This window comes from Pseudoalteromonas sp. NZS37 (genome assembly GCF_015864265.1).
Taxonomy (GTDB): Bacteria; Pseudomonadota; Gammaproteobacteria; order Enterobacterales; family Alteromonadaceae; genus Pseudoalteromonas; species Pseudoalteromonas arctica.
Genome location: NZ_JADYXL010000007.1, coordinates 64,911 through 81,248, shown reverse-complemented (window position 1 = coordinate 81,248; position 16,338 = coordinate 64,911). Strand labels below are relative to the sequence as shown.

Annotated in this window: 13 protein-coding genes; 3 read left to right on the top strand and 10 right to left on the bottom strand. The window is 37.0% G+C overall.

From position 1 onward, the window contains the following. The first annotated feature begins 2 nt into the window (after nucleotides 1-2). Nucleotides 3-1,022: a ferrochelatase gene (gene hemH, locus I6F47_RS14185; protein ID WP_197111783.1), complete on the top strand. Its 1,020-nt coding sequence runs from the start codon at nucleotides 3-5 to the stop codon at nucleotides 1,020-1,022. Between the two features lie 557 nt (nucleotides 1,023-1,579). Here the strand turns inward: hemH and I6F47_RS14180 are convergent. The 6 genes from I6F47_RS14180 to I6F47_RS14155 all read right to left on the bottom strand — a co-directional run bounded on the left by I6F47_RS14180 (nucleotide 1,580) and on the right by I6F47_RS14155 (nucleotide 7,542). Further along, entirely contained in the window at nucleotides 1,580-1,900 is a 321-nt protein-coding gene (locus I6F47_RS14180) for a hypothetical protein (protein WP_007583509.1), read from the bottom strand. A 9-nt stretch (nucleotides 1,901-1,909) separates the two neighbouring features. After that, nucleotides 1,910-2,653 carry a nuclear transport factor 2 family protein gene (locus I6F47_RS14175; RefSeq protein ID WP_024591140.1) on the bottom strand — a complete coding sequence of 248 codons (744 nt, stop codon included), beginning with the start codon at nucleotides 2,651-2,653 and terminating at the stop codon, nucleotides 1,910-1,912. Between the two features lie 251 nt (nucleotides 2,654-2,904). Further along, entirely contained in the window at nucleotides 2,905-3,648 is a 744-nt protein-coding gene (locus tag I6F47_RS14170; protein WP_197184069.1) for a ferredoxin--NADP reductase, read from the bottom strand. 514 nt (nucleotides 3,649-4,162) lie between these two features. Next, nucleotides 4,163-5,761: an ABC-F family ATPase gene (locus I6F47_RS14165; protein ID WP_010555514.1), complete on the bottom strand. Its 1,599-nt coding sequence runs from the start codon at nucleotides 5,759-5,761 to the stop codon at nucleotides 4,163-4,165. A gap of 292 nt (nucleotides 5,762-6,053) precedes the next feature. Further along, a complete protein-coding gene (locus I6F47_RS14160) occupies nucleotides 6,054-6,794 on the bottom strand; it encodes a substrate-binding periplasmic protein (protein WP_197184068.1) in 741 nt (246 codons plus the stop codon). A gap of 7 nt (nucleotides 6,795-6,801) precedes the next feature. Beyond that, on the bottom strand, nucleotides 6,802-7,542 hold the full coding sequence (locus I6F47_RS14155) for a substrate-binding periplasmic protein (RefSeq protein WP_197184067.1): 741 nt from the start codon (nucleotides 7,540-7,542) through the stop codon (nucleotides 6,802-6,804). 195 nt (nucleotides 7,543-7,737) lie between these two features. Between I6F47_RS14155 and I6F47_RS14150 the strand changes: the two genes are divergently transcribed. After that, entirely contained in the window at nucleotides 7,738-8,982 is a 1,245-nt protein-coding gene (locus tag I6F47_RS14150; RefSeq protein ID WP_197184066.1) for a UPF0149 family protein, read from the top strand. A gap of 196 nt (nucleotides 8,983-9,178) precedes the next feature. Here the strand turns inward: I6F47_RS14150 and I6F47_RS14145 are convergent, their stop codons facing one another. Then, a complete protein-coding gene (locus I6F47_RS14145) occupies nucleotides 9,179-9,478 on the bottom strand; it encodes a helix-turn-helix domain-containing protein (RefSeq protein WP_197184065.1) in 300 nt (99 codons plus the stop codon). 317 nt (nucleotides 9,479-9,795) lie between these two features. Between I6F47_RS14145 and I6F47_RS14140 the strand changes: the two genes are divergently transcribed. Continuing rightward, complete coding sequence (locus I6F47_RS14140) at nucleotides 9,796-10,917, top strand: cysteine desulfurase family protein (RefSeq protein WP_197116866.1); 1,122 nt, start codon at nucleotides 9,796-9,798, stop codon at nucleotides 10,915-10,917. A gap of 11 nt (nucleotides 10,918-10,928) precedes the next feature. On the opposite strand, the gene I6F47_RS14135 is transcribed toward I6F47_RS14140, so the two are convergent. Genes I6F47_RS14135 through I6F47_RS14125 form a run of 3 tightly spaced genes read right to left on the bottom strand, consistent with a single transcriptional unit; the run spans nucleotide 10,929 to nucleotide 16,147 of the window. Beyond that, the gene (locus I6F47_RS14135; RefSeq protein WP_197116864.1) at nucleotides 10,929-11,825 is read right to left on the bottom strand and encodes a phosphoadenosine phosphosulfate reductase family protein; all 897 of its coding nucleotides are present in this window, start codon (nucleotides 11,823-11,825) and stop codon (nucleotides 10,929-10,931) included. Next, nucleotides 11,809-15,207 (bottom strand): hypothetical protein, encoded by a 3,399-nt coding sequence (locus I6F47_RS14130; RefSeq protein ID WP_197184064.1) that lies wholly within the window; start codon nucleotides 15,205-15,207, stop codon nucleotides 11,809-11,811. The genes I6F47_RS14135 and I6F47_RS14130 overlap by 17 nt, the downstream gene beginning before the upstream one ends. A 1-nt stretch (nucleotide 15,208) precedes the next feature. Further along, nucleotides 15,209-16,147 (bottom strand): DUF4007 family protein, encoded by a 939-nt coding sequence (locus I6F47_RS14125; protein ID WP_197184063.1) that lies wholly within the window; start codon nucleotides 16,145-16,147, stop codon nucleotides 15,209-15,211. Between the last annotated feature and the right edge of the window lie 191 nt (nucleotides 16,148-16,338).

Here is a 16,338-nt window from a genome sequence, read left to right as displayed (position 1 = left end):
CTGTGTCGCGATTTTCTGCGGTTACTGACAATCCCCATGATGGGCGTTTTAACCAAAAAACGGGAATACTGCTTACTAACCTAGGTAGCCCTGATGCACCAACAGCTGCTGCGCTTCGTATATACTTACGTGAGTTTTTATCAGATCCACGCATTGTAGAAATACCACGCCTAGTATGGATGATAATTTTACATGGCATTATTTTGCGTGTGCGCCCTAAGCGTTCGGCTAAATTATACGAAAGTATATGGACCGAAAATGGCTCACCACTTACCCACATTACTCGCCAACAAAGCGTAAAGCTAAATACCTTATTAAAAGAACAAGGTTATACCAATACTGAAGTGGTAATGGCAATGCGCTATGGTAATCCCTCAATAGAGGCCGGCCTTGAAGAGCTTCGTGATAAAGGCTTAACGCGTATTATTATATTGCCAATGTATCCGCAATATTCTAGCCCAACCACGGGTTCAACGTTCGATGCTGTATCAAGCGTATTGCGTAAATGGCGCTGGGTGCCAGAGCTGCACTTTATTAATGGCTATCATAAAAACACCCGTTATATTGAGTCACTTGCTAATAGTATTAGTGAGGATTTAGAAACGAATGGTATGCCACAAAAAATTGTTTTTTCGTATCACGGTATGCCTAAACTCTTCTTAGAGCGCGGCGATCCATACCATTGCCTATGTTTACAAACCACGCGTTTAGTTGTCGAAAAACTGGGCCTTGATAAAGACAAAGTAATTAGTACTTTTCAAAGTCGATTTGGTAAAGCCGAGTGGTTAAAGCCTTACACCGACGCAACGCTTGAAGCCCTGCCTGATGAGGGTATTACCGATGTAGCCATTATCAGCCCAGCTTTTAGCGCCGACTGCCTAGAAACACTTGAAGAGCTAGAAGGCGAAAATCGTGAAATATTCGAAAACGCAGGCGGCAAAAAGTACCGTTACATAGCGGCACTAAACGACAGAGACGATCATATAGAAGCTGTGTTTGATGTTATAAAACCTATGTTGTAACCCAAGCTTACTAAAGCACATAGCTAAACATATTTCGCATTAAGCGGTGTTAAAATTAACACCGCTTTTTTGTTTTTAGGGCTTTTAAAATATTTAGTTAATTAATTCACAAAGAGGTTAAGAGGCGCTGCGCTTTTAGAGTAATGATAAAACATAAATATACTGGTTTTTGTTTTTAGCTTTTCTCATTTACTCCTCTTTTACTTCTCATTGTGCAAATAAAAGCTTTTAAAGAGCTAATTAATTCACAAAGAGGTTAAGAGGCGCTGCGCTTTTAGAGTAGTGATAAAACATAAAAATACTGTTTTTGGCTTTCTCATTTACTCCTCTTTTACTTCTCATCGTGCAAATAGAAGCTTTTAAAGGGCGAATTATCCACAAAGAGGTTAAGAGGCGCTGCGCTTTTAAAGTAAGTGATACATATTGGCCGATCTGGTTTTTCTCAGTTATTGCTGATTACTTTATCTTTGTGAAAGAAATTACTTATATTTTTAATAATAATTAAAATAAAAACGTATTGCGGAGGGGGAGAATACCTAAGCAACAGCAATTAAACGCTATCGCTTAAAGTATAAATCAATCGCTTTGGTGAGGAGCTCGTCGAGTTGTTCTTCAAATTCTTCAATATTAATATCAAAGTGCTTTAAGTAAGCTCGAGCCTGCACAAGAGATAAATTACGGCTGTTAACGCTATATTGTCGCTCGTCTATGGTTTTATCGTAACGAGGTAAAAATACAAATTGGCCATAAAATGGTGACTTAATATGTTTATTTGCAAAACGACAAAAATCTTCAACATGCTCAGCACCCTTAGGGCCAAGGCAACCGGGCTCGATGCGATACATTAAGCGAATTTTTTTGTCGTCATTTATTTGCATATAAAGCCTTTATCTAAAAAACAGTACGCGTACTATTTTTCCATCTTTAATTTGGTAACTCGAAATCAGTTCTGAGCGTTTATCAACTACCTTTTCGTCAGTTGAGCAGGTTTCTGATAGTTCGTGATCAATCACTATATCACCGTGAACTATGCGCTTAATTGGTGATGAGTGAATACACTTTAACTTTTTAAACATTAGCCCATAACGTTCTATTAGTTTTTCTTTACCTTTAAATAATAGCTCATTAGGGAAAATATAAAACTCAACATCTTCGGCATATACCCGCAGAAACTCTTCAATGTTACGCGCGTTATACGCTTTAACTAACTGCTCTACTACCGCAAGTGATTCGCGCGATTGCTTAGCTTTAGTTTGTTGCTTAACTGTCAGCGCTTCTTTTGCTTGCGTAACTGCTTTTTCAGCTTCGGCTACAGCCACTGCTTTTTCTATTTTATTTTTAGGCTTTTCAGTGGGTTTAATCTGCTCGTTACCCAATACCTTTGAATCGTCTGGTTTAGTCGCATCAATTGTTGGCTTTTTAAGCTCAGGTGCTTTGTATTCAAGCGTATTTACTTTGTCGTCAGCTTTGACTTGAGTTACTGATTGCTCATCTTCAACTTTTGGTTTTTCAGCGTTTGCTTGAGCTTCAACTTGCTTCTCTTTTTGCTCAGGCTCGCTTTGTTCTGCGGCGTAAGTAATAAGCGCAACGGTGGTAATTAACGAGGCAAAAATAATAGATAACGGTTTCATAACTTTCCTAAAATGAACACTAAACACGTGTAATACCAATTACATTAAATAAGCGATCTATTATAGCGTTAAGAAAATAGCACTATAACAAGGCGAAAATTATGACATATAGTTGTTCTATATGAATAATTTTTAACGCAGTTAGTGAGTTATTTAATGCGATAGAATGATCATATTTTTGATGAAATTGGCATAAGGGTGCAACATAGCAAATTTTAACGTTATCGGGTAGTTAATACCACCACTGTAGCCTACCAGTACTGCTCTACAGTAATGTTACCGGGTGCTTTGCGGCGGTTACGCGTAAAGTTTTTATCGATAAGTAGCGCGGTGGTGTCTTTTACCATTTGTGGGTTTCCGCAAATCATAAATTGCGCGTTACTAGGTTCTGGGTTTAATTTTACATGTTCAAACAAGCGGTTGCTCTCAATAGCGCTAGTAATCCGGCCACTTAAGCATTGCAATGGCTCTTCTCTACTTACAACAGGAATATAGTTAAGTTGTGCTGGGTACACTCGTAATAGCTCGTTAATAAGTGCCTGATAGCTCAAATCGTTATTAAAACGTACGCCATGTACTAAGTTTATGCTTTTGTATTTTTTCCACACATCGGGCTGTTGCAATATTGATAAAAAAGGCCCTATGGCAGTGCCAGTACCTAACATCCAAAGCTGATCGCTTTGTGGTATTTCATCAAGAGTAAAAAAGCCGGTTGCGTGTTGTTCTATTAATACGGTTTCGCCAGGTTGTAATGTAGCTAAACGAGGAGAAAGCAAACCGTCAATAACGTTAATAAGGTAAAATTCAAGATCGGGGTTTTCAGGAGCGTTCACATATGAATAAGCCCGAGCAATACGCTTGTCGCCATCCATTATAGAAAGCTTTGTAAATTGCCCTGCTTTAAACGGCTCTACATTAGCATTAACGGTTAAGCTAAAGAGCGTTTCGCTCCACCATGTTACGCTTTTTACTGTTGCTTCAACCCAATTAGACATAGTTACCTCTTGGTTTAGCCATTAAAGTTTTAAATAACTCACTCCATAAACATTAGCATTAAGTGACAAAGACTTACAGGAGAATATGACTAGATTTAAAGCAGTGATGTATGCAGAATTTACCAATAAAATAATGTGAATAATTAGCTCTGCGATAAGAGCCATTAATTGCATAAGGAAAAGCGAAGCAGCAGTAACTAAGAAAAATAAAGTCAAAAAAACAGTGCTTTTTTATTTTATCACTCACTTTAAAAGCGCTGCGTCTTATATCACCATTAGTGAATTATTTACTTGAAAAACTATTGCACTAGGAGAAGCCAAAGAGGAGTAAATGAGAAGAACCAAGCCAGAAACGAGTATTTTATCACTGACTCTAAAAGCGTAGCGTCTCTTAACCTCTTAGTGAATTATTTATTTAAGCCTTTGTTAATTAATTTTATAGTTAAACTCAAATTTCACACATAAAAAAACGGCGCTAAATTTAGCACCGTTTTTATAAGCAATTAGAAAAAGTTTACGCTTTTTTCTCTTCACAACTTGCTAGGTATTCGTCAAACGTACCTTGGAAGTCGATTACTTTTTTATCTTTAATATCAATAATACGCGTAGCTAATGACGATACAAACTCACGGTCATGGCTTACAAAAATAAGCGTACCTTCAAAGTCTTTAAGCGCATTGTTAAGCGCTTCAATAGCTTCCATATCCATGTGGTTAGTTGGTTCGTCCATTACAAGCACATTAACGTCTTGCATCATTAACTTACCAAATAACAGGCGGTTTTTTTCACCACCAGAACAGTTACGCGCTTTTTTATTTGAATCGTCTGCTGTAAACAACAAACGGCCTAACATGCCACGAACCATTAAATCGTTGTGCTTAGCTGTACGCCATTGCGACATCCAATCAAACAACGTTAAATCGTTTTCAAAATCTTTAGTGCTGTCTTGCGGGCAATAACCAAAGGTCGCATTTTCAGACCATTTAATTTCGCCTTCATTACTTTTAAGCTCGTCTACTAAACAGCGTAAAAATGTAGTTTTACCCACACCATTTTCGCCAATCACAGCAAGCTTAGCGCCAGCTTCTAGTAGTAAGTCGCCACCAGTAAATAATGTTTCGCCATCAAAACCATGGCCAAGCTTATTAACTTCAAGCGCTTGACGATACATTTTTTTACCTTCGTCAAACGAAAGTGATGGGCTCATACGGCTTGAAGATTTAACTTCATCAAGCTTAATTTTATCCATTTTTTTAGCGCGCGAACTCGCTTGTTTAGCTTTTGAAGCGTTAGCACCAAAACGGTTAACAAAGTCTTGTAGCTCGTCAATCTCAGCGCTCTTTTTAGCATTTTCAGCTAAAAGTTGCTCGCGTTGTAGGCCCGCAGCATCTAAGAACTTCTCGTAGTTACCAGGATAAATACGCAGCTCGCCGTAATCAATGTCGGCCATGTGTGTACATACCGAGTTTAAAAAGTGACGGTCATGCGAAATAATAATCATCGTACATTTACGTTTGTTAAGCTCGTTAGCAAGCCACGTAATTGTATGAATATCCAAGTTATTGGTAGGCTCATCCAGTAGCAAAATGTCAGGATTTGCAAATAACGCTTGTGCTAAAAGCACACGTAGTTTCCAACCTGGAGCAACGTTTGCCATTAACCCGTAATGAAACTCTTTATCGATACCCGCTTCAAGCAAAATTTCTTCAGCGCGGCTTTCTGCCGTGTAACCGTCCATTTCAGCAAATACGCTTTCAAGATCGGCTACTTTCATGCCGTCGTCTTCGCTCATTTCTGGTAACGAGTAAATACGTTCGCGCTCTTGCTTTACTTTCCAAAGCTCCACGTCGCCCATAATTACCGCGTCTACAACGCTGTATTGCTCAAAAGCAAACTGGTCTTGGCTTAGGTTACCTAATTTCAACCCTGGGGTAATAGATACATTACCCGCACTTGGAACAAGCGCACCGCTTAAAATTTTCATGAAAGTCGACTTGCCGCAGCCGTTAGCGCCAATTAAACCGTAACGGTTACCGTTACCAAATTTAGCTGAAATGTTTTCAAACAACGGCTCTGCGCCAAACTGCATCGTAATATTTGCGGTGGAGATCAAAAAGGGTAATCCTAGATTAGTACTGACAGGAGTACGCTGCAGCAACACGCCACAAACAAGAACCAGACAATAGGGTAAATTAGCTGGCGAATTATACAGATCAGCCACAACGAATGAAAGATAAAAGGCAGCTAATTTATAACCAAGCGAAAATAACGGCAATTCTCGTTTTTAAGCCGCTATTTTTAGCGTATGTAGTGTTGAATGTGCTTACAGCCACAATGTAAATAATTACTAATGCCAAACAATATTAAAGAGGGCGCAGCTAAAGAGCTAAGTTATTGCCCATGCTTTAATGCACAGGTTGATAAATTAACTTTATAGCGGCTGCATTTTTAGTAATTAATTGATTAACGGTCGCCACGTCATCAAGTGTTAGCGACTCCTTACTTAGCATAAAGTGCACATTGTTAACGTTAACCGGTGTAATAGACTTTACCTGCGTAATTGAGGGGTGTTTTTTTACAAAGTACTGCGCAACCACTGAGTCTTCAATAACATAGTCAATTCGTTTTTTATCTAGCATGCTAAATCGATTATTTGCTTGAGCAGTAAGCACTACCTGTGTTGAATACTTAGTTTTTAGTTGTTCAAGCTCGTCACCAAAAAAGCTTCCTCGGTTAATACCAGCTGTAAACTCCTTACTAAAAAGATCAGCCAAGCTGGTTACATCAGCCGAATCTTTATGTTTATAAAGATGCATAACTTCTTCGCGGTAGGGCAAACTAAAATGTGCATATTGAGCGCGTTTTTTTGTGTAACTTGCCGCGTAGGTCATATCTACTCGGCCATTTTTAAGCTCAGCTTGAACACGCGAAAAACTCGGGAAATAAGTCCATTTAATACAAAATTTTGAATCTTTAAAAATAGCGTTTACAGCATCCACTTCTGTGCCTAAAAATGTATCACCTTGCTTAACAAGGTAAGGCGGCCAATTAGTTTCGTTAGTGCCCATTACCAATGTTTTTGAACACGCAAGGGCATTAAAGTGAGTAAATAGCAGTGTAGTAAATGTTAAAAATAAAGTTTTCATTACACTCCTAGTATTTAAACAGCGCTTTAAGTGCTGTTTTGTTTTTGTTTATATGCTCATTAATTACTGCAAGCTCAGTAACCGATACCGTTTTTTTGCTAAACATTAAATAAATATCGTCTTTATTTACATACTCAATGTTGGTTACTAATTTTATATTTGAGCCTTTTTGGCCAAAATAAGCCCCCACCAACTCGTCTTCAATAGCAAAATCAATACGTTGCTTATTAAGCATTTCAAAGCGCTTACTAGTTGCACTGGTGTATTCAATCTGCTTTTTATATTTAGTTTTATATTGCTCAAACTCCTCGCCGTAGTAGCTCCCAAAGTTAGCGCCCACGGTAAGGCCTTGTTTAAAAATATCTTCGAGGTTTTTAACGTTATGCTGATTGTTTGTATTTTCATATAAACGCATAACTTCAGTTCGGTAGGTATCACTAAAGTGCACATATTTGGCACGTTTATCGGTATAACTTGCAGCCCATCCTAAATCAATACGGCCGTATTTAAGCTCAATAAAAGCCCGCTTAGAATTTGGTAGCAACTTAACTTCAAAACAAAAAGGGGAATCAGCAAATATAATATTGAGTGCATCAACCTCCGAGCCTTGTAGTTTACCGTTAATGCCCATTACATAAGGCGGCCAAAAAGCATCGTGCGATGCCACGCTAAAGGTTCTTTCACAAGCAAATACATTAAATGGAGCCGTAAACAGCAAACATAAAAATACGGTAATTAATTTATTCATTACGCCTCATAGTTATTATTTTGCTCATTATTACAACAGTATAAACCAGCTTTTGTATTTTAGCGGCGCGGGTTTGTTTAAATTTGTAAATATTTCGTTAAAAATTCATTTTAGGATAAAACAACCAAACTAGCGTTGTTGGTAACCTTATCTATGGGTACACTAATAATAAATTTATACATAGCAGGGCACGTTATGTCGCCAACTAAAATTCGCAACAATGTTATAAAACTCAGTGAATTAAGCACTAAACAACCAAACTACTATTTTATACAAGGTTATTTAATGGGATTAGGTGTATTACCTCAACTACTTGTTCCCAGTGAGTGGCACCCAGATCTATTTGGAGAGTTTAATATTCAAAACGAGACTGAGCTAAAATACCTCGAAAGCTTAATGGCTCTGTATAACCAAAGCATGGATAAAATAATTCAAAACGAATTAAAAATGCCAGCAAAATGCAGCCTATCTAAACAAGACTACCGTGAGTCACTAAAGCCGAATATGCCCCTACCAAATTACTGTAAAGGGGTTTTACAGGCGCTTAAAAATATAAATAAACGCATGCTCAATACAGAGCAAAAACGTTCTATAAACAGCTTTACTACAGTGTTAAAAGCATTTACAAGCCCCAAAATCGCCGCAAAAGAGTTTGGTGAATTTGCCCAATACAACGCCCAAGAATATAAACGTAATTATGTTTATTTTATGGCCGACGCTATTTTTGAACTTCGATTTAGTAACGAGCGAGCAGTATTTGATGAAAACGAAGCCGAATTTAACAACCACTTTTTAGACGAAGAGCCAAAGGAATTAGATGAGCTTGATGAACTACTTGAACTAGTACTCGCCGATACCGAGCTAAAAGCACTTGAGCCAATGCAAATGCTTTTAGAAATAATGGAAAGTGGGCTCATAACAAAGCAGTTTATTAAAGACAACACCGGGTACTTTTGGGGTTTGCACGAAACCCGACCTTATATGATGCTTCGCGCGCATCGAGCAAAAATACACGCACTGCATGGTTATACCCAAAAAGCGCAATCAGAACTCGAAGAGTTATTAAAGCTAAACCCAAACGACAATCAAGCAAACCGCTTTTTATTAATGAACTGCCTAATTATTAATAAACAATGGGAAAAGTTAGAAGCGCTATTGGCCGACTTTGATTTTCAAGAACTACACACAACAGCAAGCCGTGCGCTAAGTGCTTTTGTAATGCATGGTGATTCAAAACCCGCTAACGAATACAAAAAAATGCTCCAGCAGCAAAATAAACACTTTAGCAAAATACTCACCGGACAAGAAAAACTAAAAGAACAACAGCCGTCATATTTCAGCCCAGGCAGTAAAGAAGAAGTAGCTGTTTACCTTGATTCGTTAGGTAAGCAGGCGTGGATTTCGGTGCCTGCGAGTCTTTTTTGGCTAAGAAAAAAGTAACAAAAAACGTTTAGCGTGATTTATATCGCGCTAAACATAACGCAGATTCAATTTTGAAGTGCATAACCGCTTTTTGAGTTTTTTATTCAATAGTAGAAATCACGCTTGTTAAGCGTGCAGCATCAATGTCGCTTATGTTCGCAAAGCGCCATACTTGAAATAATAAATTTCAAACCCGTCAATAAACACATAACATTCAGAAGTCATCGTTAATAACCTGCACTTTATTGGTTTTACGTTGCCGTGCATTGTAGCCACCTACATCGGCGGCTAATTCATTAATTTCATCAATGAGCGATCCTTGTAATTGCAGCACGACTAAAGCTTCAAATAAAATATCGCTTTTAACTGTCTCGCCTTGCTCAATTTTTTGCACAGTAGAGCGCGACACACCAATCATTTTTGCAAAGGTGCTTTGCGTGTAATGCAAAGTGCGGTGCTGGCGTATTAAATCCCCTAATCGCTGCGCCATTTTTAAAGCTTGTTCCGATCTCATTAATGAGTGCCTACTCGATCATTAAGGTGTTAATGATTACTTTAGCGGTATTTGGCTTGTTTGCAAATAAAAGTGATGATTTAAAAGTTATTGGTAATTTGTTTGTTGGTGTTTTAGAGCAGAGATTTTAGTTAAGGTGATCTGGTGTCTCGTTAGCAGCAAAGGTTGGCAAGCGCCCCTTGGAATATGACAACACACTAGAGGAAGACAGAGAAGGTCGTGAGCTTTAGCTTTTTTAAATTCATTATTAAGCGGGTTTAAATTAATGATTAAGTACTTTATGGTATTATTAAACGCTCAGATTAAGGATTAATTAAATGATATATCTTGATTCAGCGGCTTCGTATCCACTACTTCCAGAAGTTAAAACATCTTTAATAGATGCATTCGATAATTGTTATGCAAACTCAGCCTCAGGTCACATTTTAGGTGAAGCGGCTTTGCAAAAAGTAGATAAAGTAAGAGAAGAACTTGCTGATATGATTGGTGCATATCCAAGTGAAATTATTTTTACTAGCGGTGCTACTGAGTCTAATAATATAGCCTTCAAGAGCATATTACTTAATAGCGATCATCCAAAAGACAAAAATCATATTATTATTAGTGCTATTGAGCATAAATGTATTTTTGCTATTTGCGAGTATTTAAAAGGTGAAGGCTTTGAAGTGTCCATTGTTTTGCCAAACAAAGAAGGAATTATTGAGCCTAAAAGCATAGTAAGCCTGATCAAACCATCTACAGCAGTTGTTTCTGTAATGCATGTCAATAATGAATTAGGAACGATTAATCCCATTTCCGAAATTGGTGAAATATGTTTTGAGCACAATATTCTTTTTCATAGTGATGCAGCGCAAAGCTTCGGGAAAACTGAGATTGATGTAGATGATCTGAATGTTGATATTATGTCGTTTTCAGCTCATAAAATCGGTGGTCCAAAAGGTATTGGAGCTGTCTATATTCGAGACTTGCGTAAACGCTCTCTAACACCTGTTATTCATGGTGCAGGGCAAGAGCAAGGAGTTAGAGGCGGAACAGTAGCAGCGCCGCTAATAGTCGGTTTTGGAACGGCAATAAATACATTTCCACACAGTTATCTAAGCTTTGTAGATAAAGGGATACGTAACTACTTGTTAAAGCAGCTTACTATTGCTGAAATCCCTTTTTCTATAAACGGTAATGAAAAAGCTTTACCGCATATGGTTTCTTTAACTTTACCTAAAACAAATGTAGGTATTTTGGTACGAGACAATGAAGAGCTCTTTTGTTTAGCTCAAGGCTCCGCTTGCTCTTCTAAAGAAATTGAAGCGTCACATGTTTTAACTGCATTAGGTCTGAGTCGTGAAGAAGCTGAATTTACTTTTCGCATAAGTTTTACGAACGAAATCACCACCGCAGATATTAATCTATTGATTTCAGCTATAAAAAAAGCGGCTATTTAGCCGCTTTCTTATTATTTATAGCATGTTACACAGGCTCCACCGCCTTCTGCTTCATCATAAATATCATCTAATTCATTGAATTCACATACACCGTTAAAGTCGCCTAACAGTGCATTGCGACGCTTTTTCTTGTTAAAGCGAGCAACTTTCTTCTCGTGATTTTCAATAATTCTTTTTTGTACTGCTGGGTCTTCTAATGTTTCTAATGGCTGGCCTTGACCCATCCAATAAAAGCGTTCACCTACAGTAGTATTGTTGTCATCGCCTTTTTCAAAAGCTTTGGCTTCTTCAAATAAATCAGGGTGCTTTTCCATAAGCTTAACCCATTCAATTTTTCTCTGATAAAAACAAAATGTACAACCAGAGCGAGAGCGCCATTTATAATATTCAGGCAGTTCTAAACCATTGCGTTGTAATATATTTTCGATGTCACTTCTTACTATGCCGTGTTCTCTAAAGGGAAAAACAGATTCAATTGGCTTTTCAATTGTCATATAGCCTACGCGTTCAGGCTCATCTGCTCTTATGCCAACATAGTTTTTTATTTTGTAACCATCTTTAATAAAGCTATCTAACCACTGTTCAAAAGGTTTTAGCTTCATTTGAACAGTACACCACCGATCTCTTTGAGAAGGTAAGTAATTACCATGCTCTTTTAAAAGATGAGCAAAGTCTTTTTCACCACGGCCTTCAATATTATTTAAAGAACGCGCGTTTAATCGATGAATATAACCAAGCTTTTCTTCAAGTTGATCAATAAACTCATTTGTTTCAGGTAACTCATAACCCGTATCGGTAAAGAAGTACTCTACGTCTAGTTCAGGATAAGTTTCTTTAACAAATAGAGCTAAAGCGCTACTGTCTTTACCGCCAGAGAGGCCTAAAACATGTTTAACTTTCTGTGTCATTTGGCACCTCTATTTGTGTTTGATCCATCAAATTAGTTAATAAGTTCGTAAGTGCAGCCAGTTGCTTTTCTTTTGGCATTTCGGCAATAGCTTGTTCAATGTTATTCACAGCTGCTTGAACGTCACCGTCAGCAGCTAAATCATGCTTAGTAAAGCTACTATATTCTTGATGATTACCATCGTTGTCTGTAGTTATAAAAGCAATGGGTTTCGATGAGCCTTTAGCCTGAAAATTGCTAAAAGATTCAATACGTCTAAATTGCACGCATAAATTTTGTAGTTCATCTAGTCCAGTACGCAAAAGTTTGTCTGTCCATTTAGGCTCAGGCACACCCGTTAATATATTAATTACAAACTCAAATTTAGATTTACCATCAATGAATTGTGACAAGCGATTTGCTAAATCTTTTACTTTAGGTCGTTTAGCTTCCTTTTCAACTATGTCGCAGCGGGCTTTTAAAACACTATTAAAATCTTCGCCTAACATATTAATAATAATCTGCTTAAAGCCGTTGAGTAGCATTTCGTGCTGCGCGCTTAAATCTTCTATTGCAGTTTTAAGATATGCGCCTAGCTTTTCTTCAACTTCAGGGTCATCTTGTTTAAAGCCGAAAACAGCGGGTAAATCATCCAACACTAATTTATATGGATCATTTGCGGCGATCACTTTATTTCTAAAATCTCTCGCTTGCTTAGTTAATCCACTTTCATTTGAGCTAGTAAAACTTTCGCCACTTGTTTTCTTTACCCATGTAGGTAGTTTATGAACAATTCCTACAATATGCTTAGCAATATTTAAAATTGCATCATCTTTTTTAGCTTCACCTAAAGTTGCTTTAGCAAGGTTATCCAATAAATGGCTTTGGATTTCTGATATTTTAAAGTACCTAACGCCTGCTTCAATCGGGTGTTTATATATTTTATTAACCAACTCTTCGTCAAGTTCAGGTATAAATACAAACTGCTTTGTCGAATCCCAGTCATAAAAAGCAACTTGCCCTTCAAGTGCCTTTAATAATGCTAAACCATATATGCGACACAAACCTGCGGTTAAACCGAACGGTGGTAACATCCACATTTCATAAAGTTCGGCCATTGTTACATGTTTTGTAGCTGAGTTATTTTTTATGAACTCAAAACCGCTTTCAAATAATTCATGCATTTTGGGGTTAGCATTTATAGATTCTTTACTCCACTCACTCGGGAATAAGTAACCCTCAGGTGTTTCGCAGTGCCAACCTTTACTCTTCAAACAAGATAGGTAAAGACCCTTTTCTGGAGGGAATGATTTATCATCAAATCCAAGATCTTTTTTATCGCCGTTCTCAAACATTGCATTCATTAATTTTCGTATTGCACTGTTTGCACTCCCCGAAGGTTTAGAGCGGTTAACTAACTCATTTATTACCGGAGGCGACTTACTAAATATGACTTCTGCAATATCAGAGGCTATTTTTGTTACAGGAAGTAATGCTAATTTTTTGCCTAAGTATGACCAGCTAGCATTTTTATAAGAATTTTGTAGTTCAGTCTCTACATTTGATTGCGCAAACTTTATTCGGCTCTCAAGCTCATTCTTAGCAATTAAATCATGAGCAATTTTTTTCTCATCTTTTAATATTTTGCGAAGTGCTATCAACTCAATTGCAGCTGTCTTTAAATTGCTAAAATCATTAAAAGTACCAATTACAACAAATGGCATTGTTTTAGCATTTTCTTTAAGTGTTTTGGCAACATCAGGATTTGTTGGTAGAACAAAAGATAAAAATGCTTCACCTGTTTTAGGTTTTTTTACAAACGATTCAAATACTTGAGCATCAAACTTATTTAAAAGTTTAGTTGTTGCCCAGCGCATAGTGCCTGTTTTGTGGTAATGCGCTGTCGCTAAAATATTCTGTGGTGTCGCACATGCTTCAGTCCAATCAATACCTTCACTAACAACTTCAATCTGTTCACTAATAAGATTGTTAATATCTATATCGCTGCCCTGAAACACAAACAAAGCATCATGTTTTTGGCGATAAATAATAACAGTGCTTGCTTCTAATTCCGCAATCGCATCATCAACATCTTCAATTTTATAGCCTCGACATACAAAATATTCTTTTATGAAGTTTCGTTTTGCATGTAACTGATGATGAAAACCGAAAATAGTTAATAGCGCAATTAGCTTAGTAATAGCTATATGAAGCACGCCACCTTTTTGCTCTGCCCTATATATTGCATCAGAGCCTTCGAGCCACGCTTTACTATCTTGAGAGGTAACAATTAAATGGTGTAAATTGTGGTAAAGGTAATCCCAGTACATTTCTGGGCGATACAAAGCTAGCTCTTCATTAAACTCACTGTAACTATTATTTAAAAACTCTCTAAAACCATGTTTTTCATGTGAGGCTAAAAAGCCAAATAAGCTACGCTCGTTCTGAGAAAAACGACGACGAGAAACAGGGCCAAGCAATAAACTAACAATAGGATCTAATGGTAACGTTTTACTCAGTGCATTGACGTTTTTATTTTGATTAGCAAAAGCACCACTTACAGTATTAACTAAATTGGCATACTTTGATTCAATAGCATCTGCTATTTTCGGTGCTCTATAAATAGAATCACCAACGAGGGTCAAAGATTCATCAATTGATGGGTTAAAGCTCAAATCACGGTAACGGCCTTGTACTTTGCTCCATTCTTTTTGAGTTTTAACATCTTTATTTTTAGCATAATCCGAAAAAGCTTGATGTAAAAAACCCATAAGCAGCACAGGGCGTTTTGCTTGTTGTACAATATCAGCTAAAGATTGAAATAAATGCAAATCTTTGTTTTCACGAGACTGGTAATCTAGTGCTTTACCCATTTCATCAAGTAAAATTAAAACACCGTCTTCATTTTTACTGGGTTTCTGTAATAATTTTTTTATTTCAGCTAAGCATTTATCATCATCAAAATCAGCTATTTCTGTTTTATCAAAGTCTTCATCAAATGCATTAAGTAAGCTAACTAAAATACTGTTCGCTGGCGCTTCTAAACCACATACATGCTTAACTGTTTGCCAGCCATTTTTTAATGCAAAGCGTTTATCAAAATCTGTAATAATATTTTGAGCACTATTCAGCTTTTGCAATGCATAAGTACGTTGCTCAACATCTATAGAAAGTAAGCATGATAAAAATAAGGCAACTGTTGATTTACCCGACCCATAAGGCCCAGTAATAGTAAAAGCGCGTTGAGTGCTATTTTCAAATTCGCGGCTAATGGTATCAAGTACATTAATGGCTGTGCCATGCAATACAAATTCATCAATAAATGGAGAAAAATCAGTACTCTCAGTATCAATTCGTGTCGAACTTTTGTAGCGTTGATTTATTGTAATTAAAGTGTCTGACATATTATTTACCGTAGTACATATCTAAGTATTTGATAGCGTTATCTTTTATATCATCTGATATACTTACTTGTCTCAATCCTAGTGAATCAACCCAAGTTACGTGCTTATCAGTAAATTCTTGCGCCTCGTCTAACTTTTGACCTAAGCCCGACTCTGAAAGCCTAAAAATTCTTCCCGGAGAGCAAGGTTTTGTCAGAAGCGAGTCAAAATCGATAGTGCCAACGTTTGAATCTTGAGTTTCGTTATTAAAAAATTCAAGTAAGGCAAAAATAAATATCTCAACAGGTAATTCAGGACGCTCAGACAAATTACTTATATAGAATCCGCCCCCGTTATCTTGTAGTAAGTTCAGCTCAGATAGAGGCGAAGTAAAGTGATCCTCATCGACTTTAGTTATTTTTTTAGCAGTACTATTTTTTTGTTTTTTACTGTAAGTATTTAAAAAGCAGTCAATATCTTTTTTTAGAGTACTAGGGTTGCCAACTTCTGTTTTTACTAATCGTTTTGCATCGTCATAGCAATCATCGGTAAGTTTACTTTTTTCAAAATATTGAACATTAGAATAATTAAAAAAGTAACGATAAGCCGTAAGGCTTTCATTATTAAAATTTAACCAGAAGTGCAGTAACCAAATAGAACCAGGTAATTCTAAAAAAGGATCTTGTCCTGTTTTATCTAAGGCACCAAACAAGTATTTACCACTATCAGTCACATAATGACCATATTCACTTTGAGGACTTCTTTTTATTACATTGCTTGATTCAGCCCAATACTGAATCGCCTTTACCATATTTTTACCAACACCTAATTCAACAACAGAATTGCGAATACTGTCTTCGCTAGACGAAAAATTGCTTTTATTATTCAAATGATTAATAGCTTTGAATAGCCATCCGTAGCGTAAAGGAAAGGTGTCATGCCCTGTAAATTTCGCTTTCATGCTAATTTTGTAACCTTTAATTGGAGAGAATGTCCAAGAGCAATGTTAACTTTATTTTTGTAGCAGCGAAAGAACTTTATCTCAGAATGTGTATTTATGTACAGTAGTTATTAGCTATGAGTATAACACCTTGTTAGGTACATACTTTTGTTGTAGTCTCTGGAAATATGAATGCGAACTTAATCGTGTGA